Here is a 21383-nt window from a genome sequence, read left to right on the forward strand (position 1 = left end):
TGACATGGGGCCCTCCGGCCCGCTGTCACGATCCGGCCACGCGGCATCACGGGCTTGTGATGACCGGGCGCGGGGCAGCCTTCGGCCCGGTGATGTTCTGCAGGCAAGTCTTGCGATTTGACAGACGGCGGCGGGAAGCGCAGAAGACGGGCAGGCCCGCAAGAGGACCTCCGAACCCGATCTGCCGATGAACCGTATCGTCCCGCTCATCCTTGCCATCGCGCTCTTCATGGAGCAGATGGATTCCACCGTCATCGCCACCTCGCTGCCGGCCATCGCTGCCGATCTCGGCGTGGGGCCGATCACGCTCAAGCTGGCGCTCACCTCCTACATGGTGTCGCTGGCGACCTTCATTCCGCTCAGCGGCTGGATGGCCGACCGGTTCGGCGCAAAGCGCGTCTTCCGCCTCGCCATTCTCGTCTTCGTCGTCGGCTCCATCCTCTGCGCGGTTTCCGGCAGCCTTCTGGCCTTCGTCGTGGCGCGCTTCCTGCAGGGCATGGGCGGAGCGATGATGACGCCCGTCGCGCGCCTCGTCCTGGTGCGCAGCACCTCGCGCGCCGAACTCGTCTCCGCCATGGCGCTGCTGTCGATCCCCGCGCTCGTCGGCCCGCTCGCCGGCCCGCCGCTCGGCGGCTTCATCACCACCTATTTCTCCTGGCACTGGATCTTCCTGATCAACGTGCCGGTCGGCATCGCCGGCTATGTGCTCTCCGGCATTCACCTGCCGGATATTCGCGCCGCCGCGCCGCCGCCGCTCGACTGGCTTGGTTTCTTCCTGAGCGCGGTGGCCGCGTCCGGCACGATGTTCGGCCTTTCGGTCGTCAGCCTGCCCGCCCTGCCGCCGGTCATCGGTATCGTCGCCACCCTGGCCGGCCTCCTCTGCGGCGTGCTCTATGTGCGCCACGCCCGCCGCCACCCCACGCCGCTGCTCGACCTCCGCCTCTTCCGCGACAGTGCCTTCCGGGCCGCGGCCATCGGCGGCACGCTGTTCCGCATTTCCGTCGGTGCGGTGCCCTTCCTGATGCCGCTGATGCTGCAGGTCGGCTTCGGCCTCTCGCCCTTCCAGTCGGGCCTCGTCACCTTCACCGGGGCGATCGGTGCCATCACCACGAAATTCATCGCCAAGCGCGTGCTGACCTTCGCCGGCTTCCGCACGACGCTGATCGTCGCCAGCGTCTGCGGGGCGATCCTCACCTTCGCGAACGGCTTCTTCACGCCCGAAACGTCCTTCTGGCTCATGGCCGGCGTTCTCCTCATCGCCGGCTTTGCCCGGTCCTTCTTCTTCACCAGCGTCAACGCGCTGTCCTTCGCCGATATCCCCGACGCGGACGCCAGCAAGGCGACCTCGATGAGCGCCGTGCTTCAGCAGATCAGCCTGGCGCTGGGCGTGGCCGTCGCCGGCGCCATCCTGGAGATCGAGACCTCGCTGACCGGCTCGCCGCTGGAGCTTCGCGATTTCCAGATCGCCTTCATGATCATCTCCGCCCTGACGCTGGCCGCCGTGCTGCCCTTCCTCACCATGGCCAAGAACGCCGGCGCCTCGGTCTCCGGCCACCGCATGAGGACGCAGGAAGAGGAAACCGTCGCGGTGAAATAACCCCGCCTCACTCCTCTCGCGAATCGGCGCGAATCCCAAGCCTGCGCAAATCCCAGCTCGGCTCGCACCAGCGATATCCCCCTGAAACCCCTCGCCCGGCCCCGTACCGGGAAACCGCAACATGCTCTGAAAGGTATGCCCCACCGGCCCGTGCGCACCCGTTCACACTTTTGCCCGCGCGAACAATGCACTACACCTACCCCATCGCGGAAGCGTGGGTTGAAACCTCGCGGCCTGGACGGGCCATGCCCGATGGGCGGGTCGCCTCCTTCACGGAGGCGCGGATTGAAACCGCCGGCATGCCGCGATGCCGAGGGGTCGCCTCCTTCACGGAGGCGTGGGTCGAAACGACATGATGCAGAAGCGGCAGGAGACGCGGCTCATGATTGCCTCCTCGCGGAGGCGCGGAATGAAACATCCCAGCGACACTGCTGCAGTTCTTCGGGGCTGCGGTCCAGGACGGCTTTTCGGCACGCCACGGTGGCGTCGCGGCCGGAGGGTTCACTCCGGCCGGGCGCAACCTATTCCGCTCTCTCGCACACGGCGGCGAGCTTGTTGCCGTCGGGGTCGCGGATGAAGGCGGCGTAGAAATTCGCATGGAACGGCCGGAGGCCCGGGGCGCCCTCGTCCGTGCCGCCCGCCGCGAGCGCGGCGGTGTGGAAGGCGTCGACGGACGCACGGGTCGGGGCGACGAGCGCGACGGTCACGCCGTTGCCGAAGGTGGCGGGCTGGCGGTTGAACGGCTCCACCACCCAGAAGCGGCAGCGCACGTCGTCCTCCCCCGCATAGCCGATCTCGCCCGGCGCCTGCTTCTGCCGGCCATAGCCGAGCAGCGGCAGCACCGCGTCATAGAAACGGCCGGCACGGGCAAGGTCGTTCGTCCCGACGGTGGCGTAGAGCAGCATCAGGCGTCCGCGTCCTCTTCCGCCGCCTCGTCCCTCGCCTTGCGGCCCTTGAAGCCCTTGGCGAGCAGGAACATCTCCACCGATTCGGCCCGCGAGGCGCCGGGCTTCACATGGATGACCTGCCTGAAATTCTGCTTGAGCATGTTCAAGAGTTCGCGCTCCGTGCCGCCCTGGAAGGTCTTGGCCAGGAAATGGCCGCCCTCGGCCAGCACCTCGACGGCGAAATGGGCGGCGACCTCGCACAGATGCATGGTGCGCAGGTGGTCGGTCTGGCGATGGCCGGTCGTCGGCGCGGCCATGTCGGAGATGACGAGGTTGGGCGTGCCGCCGACCGCTTCGATGAGTTTTTGCGGCGCGTCGTCGTCCAGAAAGTCCATCTGGAGGATGGCGACGCCCGGCAGCGGGTCCATCTCCAGGAAGTCGATGGCCGCCACGCGCGGATCGGCATCGCTCGAACCGGTCACCTTGGCGGCGATCTGCGACCAGCTTCCGGGCGCCGCGCCAAGGTCGATGATGCGCCGCGCGCCGGCAAGGATATTGTGCTTCTCGTCGATCTCCAGGAGCTTGAAGGCCGCGCGGGCGCGATAGCCTTCCAGCTTGGCGCGCTGCACATAGGGATCGTTGATATGGCGTTCGAGCCAGCGGCGCGAGGAAGCCTTCAGCTTGCCCTTCTTGACCTTCTGGCCGAGCTTGCGCCCGATCGGGGGCTTGGTCATGACGCCTGTCCTTCGGGCTTTGCCGGGTTGCGGGGGCCGCCGCGCTGGTTGCGGCGGTGGCGGCCGCGGCGCCAGACGCCGTCATCGGCCATCATGTCGGTGAGCAGGCCTTCGCGCAGGCCCCGGTCGGCCACGCGCATCCGGCGCGAGGGCCAACGCTTGCGGATCGCCTCCAGGATGGCGCAGCCGGCGAGCACCAGGTCCGCCCTGTCCGGCCCGATGCAGGGATTGGCCGCGCGGGCGGAGAAATCCCAGGACAGGAGCCGCGCCTGCATGGCCGTCACCTCGTCGTCCGAAAGCCAGACGCCGTCCACCCGGCGCCGGTCGTAGCGCGGCAGGTCGAGATGCACGCCGGCGAGCGTCGTCACCGTGCCCGACGTGCCGATGAGGTGGAAATCCTCCGGCGCCATGCGCGCGACATCGCCCGGGCAATCGAAGCCGGCCAGCATGGTCTCGACCTCCGACACCATGCCCGCGAAGCTCTCCGGCGTCACGTCGCGCCCGCCATGGCGCTCGGACAGCGTGACGACGCCGACCGGCAGCGAGGTCCAGTGCGTGATGTGGTTGGCGAGCCGGCTGGAGCGGTTCTCGCCGATGCGGATGACCGCGATCTCCGAGGAGCCGCCGCCGATATCGAAGAGCACGACCGATTTCGCCTCGCGCCCGACCAGCGAGGAGCAGCCGGAGACCGCAAGCCGCGCCTCGGTCTCGCGGTTGATGATCTCCAGGTCGAGCCCCGTCTCCTGGCGCACCCGCTCCAGGAACGCCTCGCCATTGGAGGCTGCGCGGCAGGCCTCGGTGGCGATCAGCCGGGCGCGGCGGATGTTGCGGTTCTTCAGCTTGGCCGCGCAGATCTTCAGCGCCTCGACGGAGCGGTCCATCGCCTCGTCGGAGAGCCGGCCGCTCGCCGCAAGCCCTTCGCCGAGCCGCACGATGCGCGAAAAGGCGTCGACGACGCGGAACTGGCCGGGCCGCGTCGGCTGGGCGATGAGGAGGCGGCAATTGTTTGTGCCGAGGTCGAGCGCGGCGTAGAGCGGCGCGTCGTATCCATCGCGCTCGGCCGGCCGCGGCGGGAAGTACACCTCGCGGCGCGGTTCGGGGGCATGGGCAACGGACGGCAGGTCCACGGCCTGTTCGGCCGCCGGATCGAGGACGACCGCCTCGGCGGGGGCCGGCGCGGCGGGCGCGCCCGCCTTCTTGCCGCGATGCTTGCGGCGTTTCCTGCGGCCTTCCGCCTGGCGCTGGTCGTCGCGGTCGGCTTCCCGCTGGCCGACGGGCGCGAGGGGGCGCACGTTCTCGCCGCCGGCACCCTTGCCGCGTCGGCGACGCTTGTTCCTGCGCGCGGTATCGCCACCGTCGGTGGCCTTGGGGCGCTCAGCCGATCCGGACGAACCGGCCGCCTGGCCTGCGGACAGGGAAGCGGCAGAGGGACCTGTCGCGCCCTTCTGCTTGCCCTTGCGGCGGCGCGACCGCTTCGGCCGCCCCGCGTCATCCGCATCTCGCGCCCCGGAAACGGGCGGCTTCACGCCGCTGTCGGGGTCGTTCACGTTACTGCCTATGGCGCCGCGCAAAGCTTCAAAGCTGCAAGCAGGCGCTCTCTCGATCTTCGTTGCCGCGACATTACCAGCGCCCGGCCCGTTCGCCAAATTCTTTTTATGACGGGCCGGCGACACGCCACGCCGGAAAATCGCTCAAGCCGGGCCGGTGCATTTTTCCCGAAAAAACCATTTGCATCTCGCCGCCGTTTGTTTATAAGCCCGCCTCACAGGCGCCGGCCAAGCCGGCATCGCCTCTGCTGGGGAATAGTTCAACGGTAGAACGACGGACTCTGACTCCGTTAATCTTGGTTCGAATCCAGGTTCCCCAGCCAATCTTCTCCTAACGCATTGAAATCATTTGCAGACATCGCGCCGCCTCCGGCGGGATGAAGCGCTTTGTTACAAACCGCCGCTACAAAGGCGAGCGAAGCGGCTTGGCAGTTCCTTCCAACGTCGTCCGTCGCGGGCGCATGTTTCATTTCCGAAGAGTCGTTCCCGCCGATTTGCGCGACGGGCTGAAACGACGCGCGTTCGTGCGCACGTTGGGAGCCTGTTCCCCCAGGACAGCGCGGCTGCGGGCGGACGAACTGTATCGGCTCACCGAAAAACTTTTCGGGAGAGCCCGCGCAATTCCTATTCTTACCGACGATGAAATCACCCGCTTGCGACGAACTCTCGTTCCGGACTGCCGGCGGCGGTCGCCCCCTCGCCGGATGACGCTTTCTGGCGGATGGTGGCCGGGGGCCTCTTGCCAGCGGTTTTGCGGGCTGGCACGTTGCTTGTGTCTGATTCCCATCTGCGTGGAGGAGAGCCCATGGCGCACAAGTTTGAGATCTACAAGGACAAGGCCGGAGAGTTTCGTGTCCGCTTCAAGTACAACAGCGAAGTGATGTTCTCCACGGAAGGCTATTCCAGCAAGGCCAGCGCGCAGAACGCCATCGACTCGATCAAGAAGAACGGCCCGGGCGCGCCCGTCGAAGACAACACGACGTCGCAGGCCTGATCGACCTCCATCTTTCGAAAAAGGTCCGCCGGTTCCGCCGGCGGGCCTTTTTGCATTTCGGGCAAAGGCGCCTGGCGGCGCATGCCGGTGTCCGGGGGAGGAAAGGAAGGCCCTGAAGCAGAAAAGCCCGCCGCGGGAGGAGGTGCGGCAGGCTTTCCGATAGAACCGAATGGCGACTGGGAGGAGGAGTGTCGCCATTCCCGCAGTCGGCCCTGGGAGGAGGAGTGGGCCTTCTGCAATCATCGAAGCGTCGTGGGAGGAGGTACGTTGCTTCGATAAGTATGACTATATCTGATTCTTGATTATTTGATAGGCATCGTTTTGCAGGGCAGCTATGCGCGATGCGCGCAGCGTATGTCTTGAAACTGTCAAGACGGCCCGTCGCAGCGCGTTTTGTTCGCACATGCAAAAACACCCGCCGGAAGCGGGTGTCTTGGAAATTCTGCCGGTTGGCGGCGTATCGGTCAGAAGCCGACGGCAGCGCGGGCGACGACCTTGATCTGCGAACGCTCGATGCCGAGATCGCTCAGTTCGCGGGCGGTCATGCGATCGAGTTCGTTGACGGTCTGACGGTATTTGCGCCAATTGCTGAAGGAACGTGCCATGTTCATGATGATGCCCTTTCCGGAGGCTCTCTGTTCGGCACCGGTCCGTGGCGCCGCGTCTTTGGATAGCCGTCTTATAGGGCTATGCTGCATTGCAGAACAGCGCGAAGCTGGCACGTCACCCATGCAACCGATGCATGGGTCTGGTCATCTTCCGTTAAGGTTGCGGGCCGGGCGGGCGCGGCAAAAGCGTTTCGCACTTTTGCCGGACTTGCTCTAAGAAGGCGTTCCGCGGCGGCGCCGCCCTTTCGATGATGGAACGACATGAGCGACAATCGGCAGGATCAAGAACGGGGCGACGTGCTTGCCCATGTCTCCGGCAATCTGCGCCGCCTTCGCCAGGCGGCCGGGCTCAGCCAGGCGGCGCTGGCGCAGGCTTCCGGCATCAGCCGGCGCATGATCGTGGCGCTCGAGGGGGGCGACGCCAATATCAGCCTGTCGAGCCTCGACAAGCTGGCCGCTGCCATGGGCCTGCGCTTCGTCGATCTCGTGCGCGATCCGGCCCGCGCGCCCTCGGCGGAGATCAACGCGGTGACGTGGCGGGGGGCCGGGGCGGAAAGCGCCGCGGTGCTGCTGGGCACGGCGGCGGCGACGATGGAGGCACAGATGTGGCTCTGGTCGCTCGGCCCGGGCGAGCGCTACACGGCCGAGCCCGATCCGTCCGGCTGGCACGAAATGCTGTTCGTGACCGAGGGCACGCTGCGGCTCGAGCTTTCGGGCGTCATCCGGGATTTTGCGGCGGGCAGCTTCACCGTCTATGCGACGGACCAGGCCTATGCCTATGCCAATCCCGGCACGGTGCCGGTGCGCTTCGTGCGCAACGTGGTCTCCTGACCCTCCGCCCGCCGCCAGCATCCACGCCATGCCGGCCAGCGCGGACGCGGCCTTGTCCGAAGACTGTCGGAACTGGTCGCGGTCCCGTCGCAGACAGGCTGCACTGGCGGGCGGGCAGGCCCTAAAATCGGCCGCAATATTTCATCGGGGTCCAGCAAATGGCAGAGTTTCCGCAACAGGCGAAGGTCGTCATCATCGGTTTGGGTGGCATCGTGGGCGCATCGATCGCCCACCATCTCATCGAGCGGGGATGGGACGATATCGTGGGCATCGACAAGTCGGGCATCCCGACCGACATCGGTTCGACGGCGCATGCCTCGGACTTCTGCTACACGACGAGCCACGACTATCTCTCGGTCTGGACGACGCAGTATTCCATCGATTTCTACGAGAAGATGGGCCACTACGCCCGCATCGGCGGCCTGGAAGTCGCGCGCACCGGCGACGATGCCTGGATGGAAGAGATCAAGCGCAAGCTTTCCTCCGCCCGGGCTTTCGGCACGCGCGCGCACTATGTCTCGCCGGCCGAGATCAAGGAGAAATTCCCGCTGATCGAGGAAGACCAGGTGATGGGCGGCCTGTTCGATCCCGATGCCGGCCTCGTCGTGCCGCGCTCGCAGACCGTCGCCGGCAAGCTGGTGGACGCCGCCGAGAAATCCGGCAAGCTGCAGGTCTACGGCAACACGCCGGCACAGTCGCTGATCGTCGAGGGCGGGCGCATCAAGGGCGTCGTCACCCATCGCGGCACGATCATGGCCGACCATGTCATCGTCTGCGCCGGCATCTGGGGCCGCCTGATCGCCGAGATGGTCGGCGAGGACCTGCCGGTCATGCCGGTCGACCATCCCCTCACCTTCTTCGGCCCGTACAACGAGTTCGAAGGCACCGGCAAGGAGATCGGCTTCCCGCTTTTGCGCGACCAGGGCAACTCCGCCTATATGCGCGATACGGGCGACCCGAAGACCACCGAGGGCGGCCAGATCGAGTGGGGCTACTACGAAGCCACCAATCCGCGCCTCTGCCACCCGCGCGACATCCTCGAAAAGCACGAGGCGCGCCTTTCCCCCTCGCAGCGCGACCTCGACATGGAGCAGATCCTCGAACCGCTGGAAAAGGCCATGGAACTGACGCCGATCCTCGGCGAGCTCGGCTATAACGAGGGCCATTCCTTCAACGGCCTCCTGCAGGTCTCCGCCGCCGGCGGCCCCTCCTGCGGCGAGAGCCAGAAGGTGCGGGGCCTGTGGTACTGCGTCGCCATCTGGGTGAAGGACGGCCCCGGCTACGGCAAGCTGATCGCCGACTGGATGACGGACGGCCGCACCGGGATCGACCACAACTCGATCGACTATGCCCGCTTCTACCCGCACCAGCTCGAAGAGACGTTCATCGAGAGCCGCACCTACGAGGCCGCCCAGAAGATCTATTTCCCCGCCGTGCACACCCGCGAACCCTATGCGAGCGGCCGCGGCGTCAAGCGCTCGCCCTTCTACGAGCGCGAGGTCGAGCTCGGCGGCTACTTCATGGAGCTCGGCGGCTGGGAGCGTGCGCACGGCTACAAGGCCAACGAACATCTCCTGGAGAAATACGGCGACCGCGTTCCCGTGCGCGAGAACGAATGGGACAGCCGCCATTTCTGGCGCGTCTCCAATGCCGAGCACCTGGCGATGAGCGAGGATTGCGGCATCGTCAACCTCTCGCATTTCCACATGGTGGATATCGAAGGCCCCGACCATGTCGAGCTGCTGGAATGGCTGTGCGCGGCCAAGATCGGCGGCGACGGCAATATCGGCAAGGGCGTCTACACCCACTTCCTCGACGACGAGGGCATGGTGCGCGCCGACTTCACCGTCTTCCGCATGGCCGACCGCTGCCGCCTCGTCAACGGCGCCGATGCCGGCCCGCGCGACTTCCACTACATGAAGCGCGTCGCCGAGGACCGCGGCCTCGACGTCACCGTCACCGACGTCTCGGAGAAGTTCATCACCATCGGCATCTGGGGCCCGAACGCCCGCGAAACCCTGAAGAAGGTGGTCGCGGACCCGGCCGGGCTCGACATCGAGAACTTCCCCTTCGCCGCGATCAAGCCGATCGAGATCGCCGGCAAGCCGGTCACTGCCTTCCGCATCTCCTATGTCGGCGAGCAGGGCTGGGAGCTGCACATGAAATACGAGGACGGCCTTGCCGTCTGGGATGCGCTGCGCGCCACGGGCGTCATGGCCTTCGGCGTGGAGACCTACGCCAATTCGCGCCGCATGGAAAAGAGCCTGCGCCTGCAGAACGCCGACCTTCTCACCCAGTACAACCTCATCGAGGCGGACCTTGCCCGCCCGAAGGTCAAGGAAGCGGATTTCCGCGGCAAGGCGAAGCACCTGGAATACAAGGCGCGCGACCACCAGCCTGCCATGCTCTGCACGCTCGTCATGACGCAGAACACCGACAGGAACGGCGTCAGGCGCTATCCGCTCGGCAACCTGCCGGTGGTCGACCCCGCGACCGGCGAGGTGCTGGTCGACGACCTCGGCCGCCGCTCCTACACGACCTCCATCGCCTTCGGCCCGACCATCGGCAAGAACATCGCGCTGGCCTACCTGCCGCAGGCCTATTGCCAGGAGGGCCGCAAGCTCGCCATCGAATATTTCGACGAGACCTATCCGGTCGAGGTGGTCGGCATCGGCTACAAGCCGCTGTATGATCCCGAAAACCTGAAGCCGCGCACGTAAGACGCCGCCCCGTCAAACGACGGGGCTGCCGGCCCCTTTTGTTGACAAACCGCGCCCCCTCCCCGTCATCCTCGGTCGTGAGCCGAGGATCCAGGCGGCGCGTGAGGCGTGGGTGGTCGGGTCAAGCCCGACCATGACGGAAGAGAGGTTAAAACCGCCGGTCTCAGAACGACGTCACGCCGTTACCCGCAGCCGCGACGGCAGCGTTGCCGAGAACGACGACCGGCGTGCCGTTCTGCACGCGGCTGTGGAGGTCGACGACGTCCTGGTTCAGCATGCGCACGCAGCCGGACGAGACCGACTTGCCGATCGTCCACCATTCCGGGGACCCGTGGATGCGGTAGAGCGTGTCCTCGTTGTTCTGGAAGATATAGAGCGCGCGGGCGCCGAGCGGGTTTTTCAGGCCCGGCTCCATGCCGCCGTTCGCGATGCTGTAGGGTTCCAGCTCCGGTTGGCGGGCAACCATCTCGTCCGGCGGCGTCCAGCGCGGCCATTCCCGCTTGTACTGGATGACGCCGCGGCCGGCCCATTCGAAGCCGGCGCGGCCGAGGCCGACGCCGTAGCGCATGGCCTGGCCGTCCTCGTAGGTGAGGTAGAGGAAGTGGTTCGCCGTATCGACGACGATGACGCCGGGACGCTCGCCCGTCGGGTTCGGCACCATCTGGCGATAGAAGCGCCGGTCGATCTTCTGGTAGGGAATGGCCGGCAGGGGGAACTGCTCGTCGGGCTTCGGCCCGTACATGGCGGCATAGATGCTGGTGTCGACCGGTTCGGGTTCGACAGCGACCCGCTCGCGCGCCGGCGTCGTGCAGCCGGCCAGAACGGCGGTTGCCAATCCCGCCCCGCATAACAGGAAGGATCGGCGGCTTACGCTTTCACCAGTCAATACATGTCCTCGCGTCAATCGTCATAGGGATCGGCCAGCGCGGCATCGGGCCGGCTGACCGGATATTTCGTGCGCGAGATGCGGGCGGCCATGCCCTTCGCGCCCTGCTGCTTGAGGAGCGTGCGGAAGCTCGCATGCATGCCGCCGTCCATATAGGCAAAGCCAGACACGGGCGCCGCGCCGACGAGCGCGGCATCCAGCTTCCTCTGCTCCGCGCCGAGCTTGGCGACGAGATCGCCCGCCGGCTCGCCCAGCGCCGCGGGGCATTGCGCCAGCGGATCGCTCGGCTCGCCGTCCGCGAATTCCTTGTTGAAGACGTAGCGGCCGCCGCAGACGGAGACCTTCGGCTGCTTGCGCGTGAAGGCGAAGGCGTCATAGCCCTCCTTCAGCATGCGCCAGAAGGGCATGTTCGGATCGCCGCGATGCCTGGCCATGTTCTGCGTCGTCATGCGGAAGGGATAGGCCTGCACCTGGAAGCGCTGCTGCCCGCCCTCCAGCGCCCGCTGCACGATGGCGTAGATCTCGCCGACGCCCTGGTCGGTCATGGCATAGCAGCCCGAGGAGGAGCAGGCGCCATGCACCATCAGCGCCTCGCCGGTATAGCCGAGCGCCGATTCCAGCCGGTTCGGATAGCCGAGGTTGAACGAGACGTAATATTGCGAATTCGGGTTCAGCATGCCGGCCGAGACATGGTAGAAGCCCTCCGGCGCCTGGCGGTCGCCGCTCTTCGTCTTGGGGCCGAGCTTGCCGGACCAGCGGCACATCGGATAGGTCTTGAACAGCGCGTACTGGCCGCCCGCATCGACCTTCCAGACCTCCAGCTCGCTCTCCTGCTTGAAGATGCGCACCAGCACGGGGCTTTCCGGCCGCATCTTCTTCTTCGCCATCTCCGCCTTCACCTTGCTGGAAAGCTGCGGCGCCTCGGCCAGCGAGGCGAGGTCCATGGCCATGCAGCCGGCAAGCAGGCCGCCGGCGACGGTGACGGCGGCGAGCCGCGCGAAAAGCGGCAGGCGCAGGCGGGCGGTTTCACGGAAAAGACGGTGGCGAAGCGCAAACATGGATCGTTTTCGGTTGCTAGAGGTCCGGGCGCGTCGTCAAGGCCGCGCATCTCGGGGTACAGATTCCAAGCGATTGCTTAGAACTTCGTTAATCTTGTGGCGCAAGCGGCATCATGCGCCACCGGGCGCACCGAATCCGAAGCGCGGCGAAGCATAAATCCTCAAGCGGCTCAAGCATCAAGGCCCGGTCCGGCGATTTTCGCGGCGCGCCGTTCACGGGGCAAACAACAAATCGTCAGCAGGCGTTTTCCGGAGCGGACGACAAGGAAGACTTGATTTGCCGCCGCGCCCGGCACATCTGTGGCATGAATATTCTCGATGAGGCAGAGGCGATGCTGACGATCGGCGATCTTTCCAGGGCCACGGGCGTCAAGGTTCCGACCATCCGCTACTACGAGCAGATGGGCCTCATCTCCCCTGCCGAGCGCTCGGAGGGCAACCAGCGGCGCTATTCCGGCGAGGAGCGCGATCGCCTCGCCTTCATCCGCCATGCGCGCGACCTCGGCCTGACCATCGATGCCATCCGCGCGCTGATCGACCTCAGCCAGCATCCCGAACGCCCCTGCCGCGATGCCGACCGCATCGCCGCCGAGCAGCTCGACACCGTGCGGCGCAAGATCGCCCGGCTGCGCAAGCTGGAGGCCGAGCTGGAGCGCATCACCAGCCATTGCCATTCCGACCAGATCCGCGACTGCTACGTCATCCGGGCCCTCGCCAACCACGACCTCTGCCACGACGAGCACGACTGAGACCTTCGGCCCGCCGCGGCAATCCCGCCCAAGGCCGTCATCCCCTGATCGGCCGCAGGAGACGCAGGGCATTCAGCGTGACGAGCACGGTGGCGCCGGTATCGGCGAGGATCGCCGGCCAGAGGCCGGTAATGCCCATGACGGTCGTCACCAGGAACACGCCCTTGAGGCCGAGCGAGAGGGCGATGTTCTCGAAGATGTTGCGCATGGTGCGCTTGGAAAGGTCCGTCATCAGCGCGATGTCGCCGACGCGGCCGTGCAGGATGGCGGCATCCGCCGTCTCCAGCGCCACGTCGGTGCCGCCGCCCATGGCGATGCCGACATTGGCGGCGGCGAGCGCCGGGGCGTCGTTGATGCCGTCGCCGACCTTGCCGACGACATGGCCCTCGCGCTGCAATTCGCCGACGATGCGCTGCTTGTCCTCGGGCATCAGCTCGGCGCGCACCTCGATGCCCAGCTTCGCACCGACGGCCTTTGCCGTGCGGGCATTGTCGCCCGTCAGCATGACCGTCTTGATGCCGGCATCCTTCAGCGCCTTGAGGCCGGCGGCGGCATCGGGACGCGGCTCGTCGCGCATGGCGACGGCACCGGAAAGCACGCCGTCAACCACCAGCATGGAGACGGTCTTGCCCTCGTCGTTGAGCGTGGCGATGGCGGCCTTCACCTCGTCGGAAAGCGTCACCGTATCGGCAACCGCCTTCGGCGAGCCGAGGAAGACCTCCCGGCCCTCGACGGTGGCGGCGACGCCCTTGCCGCCGAGCGCCCGCGAGCCGCTCGCGACCGGCGGCACGATGCCCTCCGCCGCGGCCTTGCCGAGGATGGCGAGCGCCAGCGGATGGCTGGAGCCGGCTTCCAGCGCGGCGGCGAGGCGCAGCAGCTCGCCGGCCGGGGCCGAGAAGGCGATGACGTCGGTGACGACGGGCTTGCCCTCGGTCAGCGTACCGGTCTTGTCGAAGGCGACGGCGGTGAGCTTGCCGAGGCCTTCCAGCACCGCGCCGCCCTTCATGAGAAGGCCGCGGCGGGCGCCGGCGGAAAGCGCGGCGGCGATCGCCGCCGGCGTCGAGATGACGAGCGCGCAGGGGCAGCCGATCAGCAGAACGGCAAGGCCCTTGTAGACCCACTCGCTCCACACGGCGCCGAAGAAGAGCGGCGGGATGATCGCGACGAGCGCGGCGACGACGACGACCCCGGGCGTGTAATATTTGGAGAAGCGGTCGATGAAGCGCTCGGTCGGGGCCTTGGATTCCTGGGCCTCCTCGACCAGCTTGACGACGCGGGCGATGGTGTTGTCCGCCGCCGCCGCGGTGACGCGCACGCGCAGCGCCGCCTCGCCGTTCACCGTGCCGGCGAAGACGGTGTCGCCGACCGCCTTGCGCACGGGCGTGCTTTCCCCGGTCACGGGCGCCTCGTCGATGGCGCTCTCGCCGTCGACGATCGTGCCGTCGGCGGAAATACGGTCGCCGGGGCGCACGAGGATGACCGCGCCGACGGCAAGCGTTTCGGCCGGCACCTCCGTCGTCCGGCCGCCCTCTTCGACAAGCGCGGTCTTCGGCACGAGGGCGGAGAGCGAGCGTATGCTGTCACGCGCCTTGCCGGCGGCAACGCCCTCCAGCAGTTCGCCGACGAGGAAGAGGAAGACCACCGCGGCCGCCTCCTCGCTCGCATTGATGATCACCGCGCCGACGGCGGCGATGGTCATCAGCATCTCGATGGAAAACGGCGTGCCGGCGAACGCCGCCATGACGGCGCGGCGGGCGATCGGCACGAGGCCGAGGACCATGGCGACGACGAAGGCATAGGTCTCGACGGCCGGGAAGAGATGGCCGATGGCGTAGGCGACGACCAGCGCCGCGCCGGCAAGGATGGTCAGCCGCCCCTTCCTGCCCTTCCACCAAGGCCCCTCGGACGGGCCATGGTCGTGGCCGTGCAGCCCCTCGACGGCCGCCGCCTTCGGCGAGCGGTCGTGCGCGTGACCATGGTCATGGCCATGGCCGTGGTCATGGCTGCAACCGGGACCGTGCACATGTTCCGCCGCGGGCTTTTCCGCGGCAGCCGCAGCCGGCGTCACCGAATAGCCGAGGCCGGAAACCTTGCGGGCGATCGCCTCCAGGTCGCTCGCCGCATCGTGCCGCACGCGCATGGTGCCGGCGGTGACGGAAACGGAAACCTCGAAAACCCCCGGCATGCGGCGCACGGCGGTGTCGATCTTGCTGGCGCAGGAGGCGCAATCCATGCCGCCCACCCGGAACCGGCTCTCTTTCACTTCGGACATCGTCCATTCCTCTTTCGTCTGGTGAAGAGGTTCTACGACCTCTAGCGACTAGAGGTGCAAGAGCGAAAAATGGAAAATTCCGCAAAAAGAGGTGCATTGAAATCCATGGCCACGCTGTGCTAGAGAGCGCCCACTTATTGCAGGTTTCATCTGCTGGTTGGGGAGGACGCCATGTCTTGCGACGCCCTCTTCCAATCGGGGATGGGCTCGGTCGACGCCCCCCGAACGGAAGAACGCTTTTCGATGTGTGCCCCGGCGGCACACTCTGGCTCTGACGCCGTTATGCCCACCGGCCCCCTGCGGCCGGTCAGGACACCGCGCCTGCCTGCTCTTTTCCCGATGAGACACCGCGCGCGGGGCAAAAGCGAAAAAGCGCTGTCACATCGCCGTGTCCGCACGACGATACCGTAATTTCCGGTTTCCCTTTCTGAAATCCACGCAAGAGCGGGGGGCCTGCGCCTCCCTCGCCTCGCGTTCCTATCGCGTTGCCGGCTTCTGCCGGCGGCCGGCACACCCCAACAAGACAGGTCCAGCATGTCCCTGACGACACCCTATTATCTGATCGACAAGTCCAAGCTGCTCGCCAACATGGAAAAGATCGCGCTTCTTCGCGAAATCTCCGGCGCCAAGGCGCTGCTGGCGCTGAAGTGCTTCGCCACCTGGTCGGTCTTCGACTTCATGCGCGACTACATGGACGGCACGACCTCCTCCTCGCTCAACGAAGTGCGCCTCGGCCACGAGCGCTTCGGCAAGGAGACGCACGCCTATTCCGTCGCCTATGCGGACTACGAGATCGACGAGGTCGTCAGCCACGCCGACAAGATCATCTTCAACTCGATCGCCCAGCTCGACCGTTTTGCGGGCAAGGCCGCCGGCATCGTCCGGGGCCTCAGGCTCAATCCCGGCATCTCCTCCTCAAGCTTCGACCTCGCCGATCCGGCCCGCCCCTTCTCGCGCCTCGGCGAATGGGATGTGAAAAAAGTCGAGCCAGTCATGGACCGCATTTCCGGCTTCATGATCCACAACAACTGCGAGAACGGCGATTTCGACCTCTTCGACCGCATGCTCGGCGTGATCGAGGAGAAATTCGCGCCGCTCCTGAAGAAGGCCGAATGGGTGAGCCTTGGCGGCGGCATCCACTTTACCGGCGAAAACTATCCGCTGGAAAAATTCGCCGAGCGGCTGAAGCGCTTTGCCGGCGAATACGGCGTCGAGGTCTATCTGGAGCCGGGCGAAGCCTCGATCACCAAGTCGACCACGCTCGAAACGACGGTGCTCGACCTTCTGAACAACGGCAAGGACCTCGCCATCGTCGACAGTTCGATCGAGGCGCACATGCTGGACCTGCTGATCTACCGGGAGAAGGCCAAGCTTTCTCCGAACACCGGGCCGCACCGCTACATGATCTGCGGCAAGTCGTGCCTGGCCGGCGACATCTTCGGCGAGTTCGATTTCGAGAATGAGCTGAAGGTCGGCGACCGCATCTCCATCCAGGATGCGGCCGGCTACACGATGGTCAAGAAGAACTGGTTCAATGGCGTGAAGATGCCGGCGATCGCCATCCGCGAACTGGACGGCGAGATCAAGACCGTCCGCGAATTCACCTACGCGGACTACGAAGAAAGCCTCTCCTGAGGCGTCCTGAACGGGTAGAAGGAGATATCCCCCCAATGAAGAAGAACGTGCTCATCATCGGCGCCGGCGGCGTCGCACAGGTCGTGGCGCACAAATGCGCCCAGAACAACGACGTGCTCGGCGACATCCATATCGCGTCGCGCACCAAGGCGAAGTGCGACAAGATCGTCGCGTCGGTCCATGAGAAGAAGGCGATGAAACAGGCCGGCGTGCTCGAAGGCCACGCGCTCGACGCCCTCGATATCGAAGCGACCAAGGCGCTGATCGCCTCCACCAAATCCGAGATCGTCATCAATGTCGGCACCGCCTTCCTCAACATGTCGGTGCTGCGCGCCTGCATGGATACGGGCGTCGCCTATATCGACACCGCGATCCACGAGGAGCCGGGCAAGATCTGCGAGACCCCGCCGTGGTACGGAAACTACGAGTGGAAGCGCGCCGCCGAATGCGAGGAGAAGGGCATCACCGCCATCCTCGGCGCGGGCTTCGACCCGGGCGTCGTCAACGCTTATGCCAAGCTGGCCAAGGACGAATATCTCGACACGGTGACGGACGTCGACATCGTCGACATCAATGCCGGCAGCCACGGCAAGTATTTTGCCACGAACTTCGACCCGGAAATCAACTTCCGCGAATTCACCGGCGTCGTCTATTCCTGGCAGAACGGCGGGTGGCAGACCAACAAGATGTTCGAGATCGGCAAGGACTACGACCTGCCGGTCGTCGGCACGCGCCGGGCCTATCTCTGCGGCCATGACGAGGTGCATTCGCTGGCCAAGAACATGGACGGCGCGAACGTGCGCTTCTGGATGGGCTTCGGCGACCACTACATCAACGTCTTCACCGTGCTGAAGAGCCTCGGCCTGCTCTCCGAGCAGCCGGTCAAGACCGCCGAAGGACAGGAAGTCGTGCCGCTCAAGGTCGTCAAGGCCGTGCTGCCGGATCCGGCATCGCTCGCTCCCGGCTACGAAGGCAAGACCTGCATCGGCGACTATGTGAAGGGCCTGAAGGACGGCAAGGAGAAGACCGTCTTCATCTACAACGTGGCCGACCACAGGCAAGCCTATGAGGAAGTCGGTTCGCAGGGCATCTCGTACACCGCCGGCGTTCCGCCGGTCGCCGCCGCGATGCTCGTGGCCACCGGCGAATGGGACGTGAAGAAGATGGCGAACGTGGAAGAACTGCCGCCGAAGCCCTTCATCAACCTCCTGAACCGGATCGGCCTGCCGACCCGCATAAAGGACGAGGACGGCGACCGCGCCGTCAGCTTCTAAGCATAAAGGCCGGCCGCGTCCTGCGCGCGGCCGGCCCTCTTCCGCACGACCCGCTCGTTGTGGAACGCGCGCCGACCGGCTACGAAGAGCCAGGACCAACCGGCCGCGGCGGAAGAATGAATCGTTACCCCATGTTCAGCCCGCAGCTTCTGATCAGCTTCGTGGCGGTCTGCGAGACGGCGAGCTTCACGCGCGCGGCCGACCGGGTATCGCTGTCGCAATCGACCGTCAGCCAGCAGGTGCGCCGGCTGGAGGAACTGCTCGGCAGGGCCCTGTTCGAGCGCACCTCGCATGAAGTGCATCTCACCGAGGAAGGCATCAAGCTGCTCAGCTATGCCCGCCGCATCATCGCGCTCAACGAGGAGGCGCATGACGCACTGACGGGGCCGTGGCGCGACGGGGTGCTGCGGCTCGGCATGCCCGAGGATTTCACCGTGCCGACCGTGGACCTGCTCGCCGCCTTCAAGCGCGAGCATCCGCATCTGCGGCTCGACGTGACGAGCGGGCTCAGCCCCGATCTCCACCGCGCCTACCGGCAGGAAGAGCTAGACCTGGTGCTCGTCAAGCAGCGCCGGGTGCACCTGCCGCGCGCCGCCCGGCCGGAGCCGCTGCTCTGGCTCGACAGCAAGGCGCATCCCGCCATCGAGCAGTCGCCGGTGCCGATCGCCGTCTTCCCGGTGAACGGCCTCTACCGCGAGGAACTGTGCGGTGCGCTCGACAGGCTCGGCATCCGCTGGCGCGTCAGCTACAGCGGCGGGGGCCTTGCGGCACTGGCCGCGGCGTCCGCCGCGGGGCTCGGCATCAGCCTGCTGCCGGCAAGCTGCCGCCTGCCTGCGCATCGCGTCCTCGGCGCCGCCGAGCACCTGCCGCCGGTCGAGGATTTCGAGCTCGCGCTGTTCTACCGCGATACGGCCCCGCCGGTGGCGCTGGATCTCGCCGAACGGCTTATCGCCTTCTGCGGGTTGGCGCGCTGAGCGTCGCCATTCGGAAATCGAATAGCCAGCATTTTCAAATGTCGCTGCCAACGGACGCCCGCCTTTCCTAGAATGGCGCCATCCATTCCAGACGAGGAGACGATGTTGCAGCACGCCGTATCGCACAGCCGCCGGGCCTTCCTGAGCCGCACCGGCCAGTTCACCACCGCCGCCGCGCTTGCCGGCCTCACCACCGGCCCGGCCGCCGCCCAAACCACCGATTGCGCCCCGGAGGATGCCGTGACGACCGTGAAGGACAGCCACTACCTTCTTGCCGGCGTGCGGCTGGAGGAAGGTTTCGAAAAGGACGGCGACGTCATCGTCGCCACGCGGACGGCGCTCCACACGCTGGAGATCAAGGACGGCCGCATCGCCGCCCTGCATGGCGCGGGCGCAAGCCTGCCGGCAGGCCTGCCGACCTACCAGGCGAACGGCCAGCTGGCGCTGCCCGCCATGCGCGACATGCACATCCACCTCGACAAGACCTTCTATGGCGGCCCGTGGCAGGCGCCGCGCCCGCGCCAGGGCAAGACGATCATGGACATGATCGCGCTCGAAGAGACGCTGCTGCCGCAATTGCTGCCGACCTCCGTCGAACGCGCCGAAGGCCTCATCGCCCTCCTGCAGTCCAAGGGCAGCACGGTCGCCCGCAGCCATTGCAACATCGATCCGGTGAGCGGCCTGAAAAGCCTCGAACACCTGAAGCTGGCGCTGGACAAGCACAAGGAGGACTTCGCCTGCGAGATCGTCGCCTTCCCGCAGCACGGGCTCCTGCATTCCAAGGTAGACGGGCTGATGCGCGAGGCGATGCAGATGGGCGTCGACTATGTCGGCGGCCTCGACCCGACCAATGTCGACGGCGCCATGGAAAAGTCGCTCGACGCCATGTTCCAGATCGCGCTCGACACCGGCAAGGGCATCGACATCCACCTGCATGAGACGAGCCCGGCGGGCGTCGCGGCGGTCGACTACATGATCGACACGGTGGAGAAGAACCCCGCGCTGAAGGACAAGGTGACGATCAGCCACGCCTTCGCGCTGACGACGCTGTCGCCGGAAAAGCTGGAGGAGACGGCGGCCCGGCTTGCGGCGAGCGGCATGACCATCGCCTCGACCGTGCCGATCGGGGGGCTGATGATGCCGCTGCCGCAGCTTTCCGCGGCCGGCGTCTTCGTCATGACCGGCACCGACAGCGTGATCGACCACTGGTCGCCCTTCGGCAGCGGCGACATGCTGGAAAAGGCCTATCTCTACGCCCAGCTCTATCGCGGCTCGGACGAATACCACCTGTCGCGCTCGCTCGCCATCTCGACCGGCGGCGTGCTGCCGCTCGACCAGGACGGCGACCGCGCCTGGCCGAAGGCCGGCGACGAAGCCGGCTTCTCGCTGACGCCGGCAAGCTGCTCGGCCGAGGCCGTCGCCCGGGTGACGGAGCGCACCGCGACGTTCCACAAGGGACGCCTGGTTTCGGGCGGCGTGGGGAAGGCCTGATCGCGCGAACCGCGCCGGGGGCACGGGCGCTTCAGGGGGCAAGGCCGGCGCGACGCCGGCCTTTCTCATTGCGCGAAGGTCTTCCAGCGCGTCGGGCGGAAGCGGACGGTGGTGCCGGTGGCGGCGGTCGCTTCCAGCGGCACCTCGATCTCGACATGGTGCGGGGCGCCGGGCCGGCCGATATCGAGGTCGGCGATGCGGGTGCCGGCAAGCCGGCGCGAGGTGGCGACGCGACCTTCGAGCGCCGGCGCGGTCCCGTCCTCGACGAGGACGACATCCTGCGGGCGGAAGAAGAGCGTACCGGCGCCGGAGGCGATGTCGCCGGCGCGCGGGGCGATGCCGATCGGCGTATCCCAGAAGCGGATCGCGCCGTCCGCCACCTCCACCGGCAGGCTGGCGCTGTCGCCGATGAAGGAGAAGACGAAGGGCGAGTTGGGACGGTCGTAGACGTCGTCCGACGAGCCGACCTGCTCGATCGCACCCTGGCTCATCACCACCACGCGGTCGGCAAGTTCGAGCGCTTCTTCCTGATCGTGGGTGACGAAGACCGTGGTGTGGCCCGTGCGGTCGTGAAACTCGCGCAGCCAGCGGCGCAGCTCCTTGCGCACTTTTGCGTCAAGCGCGCCAAAAGGCTCGTCGAGCAGCAGCACCTTCGGCTCGATCGCCATGGCGCGGGCGAGCGCCACGCGCTGGCGCTGGCCGCCGGAAAGCTGGTTCGGATAGCGCTTTTCGAGGCCCGAGAGCTGCACCATCTCCAGAAGTTCGCCGACGCGGCGGCGGATCTCCGCCTTGTCCGGCCGCTGCCCGCGCGGGCGCACCGTGAGGCCGAAGGCGATGTTGTCGGCGACCGTCATGTGACGGAAGAGCGCGTAATGCTGGAAGACGAAGCCGACATGGCGCTCCTGCACCGTCTTCGCCGAGGCGTCCTCGGCACCGAAATAGATTTTCCCGAGGGTCGGCTGCTCAAGGCCGGCGATGAGGCGCAGGAGCGTCGTCTTGCCGGAGCCGGAGGGACCGAGAAGCGCGATCAGCTCGCCGGAACGGATGTCGAGCGAGACATCGTTGAGCGCGGGGTATCGATCGAATTCCTTGCGGATGTTTTTTACACTGACGTCCATACGGGCGT

General features: G+C 66.5%; 18 protein-coding genes and 1 tRNA gene. 11 read left to right on the plus strand and 8 right to left on the minus strand.

Annotation, left to right across the window (positions count from 1 at the left end; genetic code table 11):
* The first annotated feature begins 187 nt into the window (after nt 1–187).
* A complete protein-coding gene (locus tag AB3G45_RS21755; protein ID WP_367832533.1) occupies nt 188–1597 on the plus strand; it encodes a DHA2 family efflux MFS transporter permease subunit in 1410 nt (469 codons plus the stop codon).
* 521 nt (nt 1598–2118) lie between these two features.
* Here the strand turns inward: AB3G45_RS21755 and AB3G45_RS21760 are convergent.
* Genes AB3G45_RS21760 through AB3G45_RS21770 form a run of 3 tightly spaced genes read right to left on the minus strand, consistent with a single transcriptional unit; the run spans nt 2119 to nt 4765 of the window.
* Nucleotides 2119–2502 (minus strand): VOC family protein, encoded by a 384-nt coding sequence (locus tag AB3G45_RS21760; protein ID WP_367832534.1) that lies wholly within the window; start codon nt 2500–2502, stop codon nt 2119–2121.
* A complete protein-coding gene (locus AB3G45_RS21765; protein WP_367832535.1) occupies nt 2502–3218 on the minus strand; it encodes an RlmE family RNA methyltransferase in 717 nt (238 codons plus the stop codon). The genes AB3G45_RS21760 and AB3G45_RS21765 overlap by 1 nt, the downstream gene beginning before the upstream one ends.
* On the minus strand, nt 3215–4765 hold the full coding sequence (locus AB3G45_RS21770) for a Ppx/GppA phosphatase family protein (RefSeq protein ID WP_367832536.1): 1551 nt from the start codon (nt 4763–4765) through the stop codon (nt 3215–3217). Before AB3G45_RS21770 ends, AB3G45_RS21765 begins: the two co-directional genes overlap by 4 nt.
* A gap of 249 nt (nt 4766–5014) precedes the next feature.
* Between AB3G45_RS21770 and AB3G45_RS21775 the strand changes: the two genes are divergently transcribed.
* The 3 genes from AB3G45_RS21775 to AB3G45_RS21785 all read left to right on the plus strand — a co-directional run bounded on the left by AB3G45_RS21775 (nt 5015) and on the right by AB3G45_RS21785 (nt 5759).
* Nucleotides 5015–5088: transfer RNA gene (locus AB3G45_RS21775), tRNA-Gln, on the plus strand.
* A 54-nt stretch (nt 5089–5142) separates the two neighbouring features.
* Entirely contained in the window at nt 5143–5646 is a 504-nt protein-coding gene (locus tag AB3G45_RS21780; RefSeq protein ID WP_367832537.1) for a DUF6538 domain-containing protein, read from the plus strand.
* Nucleotides 5571–5759: a YegP family protein gene (locus tag AB3G45_RS21785; protein WP_064329144.1), complete on the plus strand. Its 189-nt coding sequence runs from the start codon at nt 5571–5573 to the stop codon at nt 5757–5759. The genes AB3G45_RS21780 and AB3G45_RS21785 overlap by 76 nt, the downstream gene beginning before the upstream one ends.
* Before the next feature lie 464 nt (nt 5760–6223).
* On the opposite strand, the gene AB3G45_RS21790 is transcribed toward AB3G45_RS21785, so the two are convergent.
* The gene (locus AB3G45_RS21790; protein ID WP_367832538.1) at nt 6224–6370 is read right to left on the minus strand and encodes a DUF1127 domain-containing protein; all 147 of its coding nucleotides are present in this window, start codon (nt 6368–6370) and stop codon (nt 6224–6226) included.
* A 258-nt stretch (nt 6371–6628) separates the two neighbouring features.
* Between AB3G45_RS21790 and AB3G45_RS21795 the strand changes: the two genes are divergently transcribed.
* Together AB3G45_RS21795 and AB3G45_RS21800 are read left to right on the plus strand one after the other, a co-directional pair.
* Nucleotides 6629–7198 (plus strand): helix-turn-helix domain-containing protein, encoded by a 570-nt coding sequence (locus AB3G45_RS21795; protein ID WP_367832539.1) that lies wholly within the window; start codon nt 6629–6631, stop codon nt 7196–7198.
* A gap of 158 nt (nt 7199–7356) precedes the next feature.
* The gene (locus AB3G45_RS21800; protein WP_367832540.1) at nt 7357–9918 is read left to right on the plus strand and encodes an FAD-dependent oxidoreductase; all 2562 of its coding nucleotides are present in this window, start codon (nt 7357–7359) and stop codon (nt 9916–9918) included.
* Nucleotides 9919–10081: 163 nt separating this feature from the next.
* Here the strand turns inward: AB3G45_RS21800 and AB3G45_RS21805 are convergent, their stop codons facing one another.
* Nucleotides 10082–10804 carry a L,D-transpeptidase gene (locus AB3G45_RS21805; RefSeq protein WP_367832541.1) on the minus strand — a complete coding sequence of 241 codons (723 nt, stop codon included), beginning with the start codon at nt 10802–10804 and terminating at the stop codon, nt 10082–10084.
* A 14-nt stretch (nt 10805–10818) separates the two neighbouring features.
* Nucleotides 10819–11754: a L,D-transpeptidase family protein gene (locus AB3G45_RS21810; RefSeq protein WP_367833643.1), complete on the minus strand. Its 936-nt coding sequence runs from the start codon at nt 11752–11754 to the stop codon at nt 10819–10821.
* 440 nt (nt 11755–12194) lie between these two features.
* Between AB3G45_RS21810 and AB3G45_RS21815 the strand changes: the two genes are divergently transcribed.
* A complete protein-coding gene (locus AB3G45_RS21815; RefSeq protein WP_367833644.1) occupies nt 12195–12611 on the plus strand; it encodes a helix-turn-helix domain-containing protein in 417 nt (138 codons plus the stop codon).
* Between the two features lie 37 nt (nt 12612–12648).
* Here the strand turns inward: AB3G45_RS21815 and AB3G45_RS21820 are convergent, their stop codons facing one another.
* On the minus strand, nt 12649–14883 hold the full coding sequence (locus AB3G45_RS21820) for a heavy metal translocating P-type ATPase (protein ID WP_367832542.1): 2235 nt from the start codon (nt 14881–14883) through the stop codon (nt 12649–12651).
* A 534-nt stretch (nt 14884–15417) separates the two neighbouring features.
* Between AB3G45_RS21820 and AB3G45_RS21825 the strand changes: the two genes are divergently transcribed.
* The 4 genes from AB3G45_RS21825 to AB3G45_RS21840 all read left to right on the plus strand — a co-directional run bounded on the left by AB3G45_RS21825 (nt 15418) and on the right by AB3G45_RS21840 (nt 20257).
* Nucleotides 15418–16518 carry a carboxynorspermidine decarboxylase gene (locus AB3G45_RS21825; protein ID WP_367832543.1) on the plus strand — a complete coding sequence of 367 codons (1101 nt, stop codon included), beginning with the start codon at nt 15418–15420 and terminating at the stop codon, nt 16516–16518.
* A gap of 35 nt (nt 16519–16553) precedes the next feature.
* Complete coding sequence (locus AB3G45_RS21830; RefSeq protein WP_367832544.1) at nt 16554–17792, plus strand: saccharopine dehydrogenase family protein; 1239 nt, start codon at nt 16554–16556, stop codon at nt 17790–17792.
* Nucleotides 17793–17908: 116 nt separating this feature from the next.
* The gene (locus AB3G45_RS21835; RefSeq protein WP_367832545.1) at nt 17909–18766 is read left to right on the plus strand and encodes a LysR family transcriptional regulator; all 858 of its coding nucleotides are present in this window, start codon (nt 17909–17911) and stop codon (nt 18764–18766) included.
* Nucleotides 18767–18868: 102 nt separating this feature from the next.
* Entirely contained in the window at nt 18869–20257 is a 1389-nt protein-coding gene (locus AB3G45_RS21840; protein WP_367832546.1) for an amidohydrolase family protein, read from the plus strand.
* A gap of 65 nt (nt 20258–20322) precedes the next feature.
* Here AB3G45_RS21840 and AB3G45_RS21845 read toward each other — a convergent pair whose 3' ends face one another.
* Nucleotides 20323–21375: a sulfate/molybdate ABC transporter ATP-binding protein gene (locus AB3G45_RS21845; protein ID WP_367832547.1), complete on the minus strand. Its 1053-nt coding sequence runs from the start codon at nt 21373–21375 to the stop codon at nt 20323–20325.
* Nucleotides 21376–21383 lie beyond the last annotated feature (8 nt).

Source organism: Shinella sp. S4-D37, from assembly GCF_040812195.1.
Taxonomy (GTDB): Bacteria; Pseudomonadota; Alphaproteobacteria; order Rhizobiales; family Rhizobiaceae; genus Shinella.

Excerpts from the sequence above, each read along its gene's own strand:
- AB3G45_RS21810 (WP_367833643.1), bottom strand. The coding sequence starts at position 11,754 with ATGGCCATGGACCTCGCCTCGCTGGCCGAGGCGCCGCAGCTTTCCAGC.
- AB3G45_RS21830 (WP_367832544.1), top strand. The coding sequence starts at position 16,554 with ATGAAGAAGAACGTGCTCATCATCGGCGCCGGCGGCGTCGCACAGGTC.
- AB3G45_RS21755 (WP_367832533.1), top strand. The coding sequence starts at position 188 with ATGAACCGTATCGTCCCGCTCATCCTTGCCATCGCGCTCTTCATGGAG.
- AB3G45_RS21765 (WP_367832535.1), bottom strand. The coding sequence starts at position 3,218 with ATGACCAAGCCCCCGATCGGGCGCAAGCTCGGCCAGAAGGTCAAGAAG.
- AB3G45_RS21760 (WP_367832534.1), bottom strand. The coding sequence starts at position 2,502 with ATGCTGCTCTACGCCACCGTCGGGACGAACGACCTTGCCCGTGCCGGC.
- AB3G45_RS21840 (WP_367832546.1), top strand. The coding sequence starts at position 18,869 with ATGTTGCAGCACGCCGTATCGCACAGCCGCCGGGCCTTCCTGAGCCGC.
- AB3G45_RS21820 (WP_367832542.1), bottom strand. The coding sequence starts at position 14,883 with ATGTCCGAAGTGAAAGAGAGCCGGTTCCGGGTGGGCGGCATGGATTGC.
- AB3G45_RS21795 (WP_367832539.1), top strand. The coding sequence starts at position 6,629 with ATGAGCGACAATCGGCAGGATCAAGAACGGGGCGACGTGCTTGCCCAT.
- AB3G45_RS21815 (WP_367833644.1), top strand. The coding sequence starts at position 12,195 with ATGCTGACGATCGGCGATCTTTCCAGGGCCACGGGCGTCAAGGTTCCG.
- AB3G45_RS21800 (WP_367832540.1), top strand. The coding sequence starts at position 7,357 with ATGGCAGAGTTTCCGCAACAGGCGAAGGTCGTCATCATCGGTTTGGGT.
- AB3G45_RS21835 (WP_367832545.1), top strand. The coding sequence starts at position 17,909 with ATGAATCGTTACCCCATGTTCAGCCCGCAGCTTCTGATCAGCTTCGTG.
- AB3G45_RS21785 (WP_064329144.1), top strand. The coding sequence starts at position 5,571 with ATGGCGCACAAGTTTGAGATCTACAAGGACAAGGCCGGAGAGTTTCGT.
- AB3G45_RS21780 (WP_367832537.1), top strand. The coding sequence starts at position 5,143 with ATGAAGCGCTTTGTTACAAACCGCCGCTACAAAGGCGAGCGAAGCGGC.
- AB3G45_RS21825 (WP_367832543.1), top strand. The coding sequence starts at position 15,418 with ATGTCCCTGACGACACCCTATTATCTGATCGACAAGTCCAAGCTGCTC.
- AB3G45_RS21845 (WP_367832547.1), bottom strand. The coding sequence starts at position 21,375 with ATGGACGTCAGTGTAAAAAACATCCGCAAGGAATTCGATCGATACCCC.
- AB3G45_RS21790 (WP_367832538.1), bottom strand. The coding sequence starts at position 6,370 with ATGAACATGGCACGTTCCTTCAGCAATTGGCGCAAATACCGTCAGACC.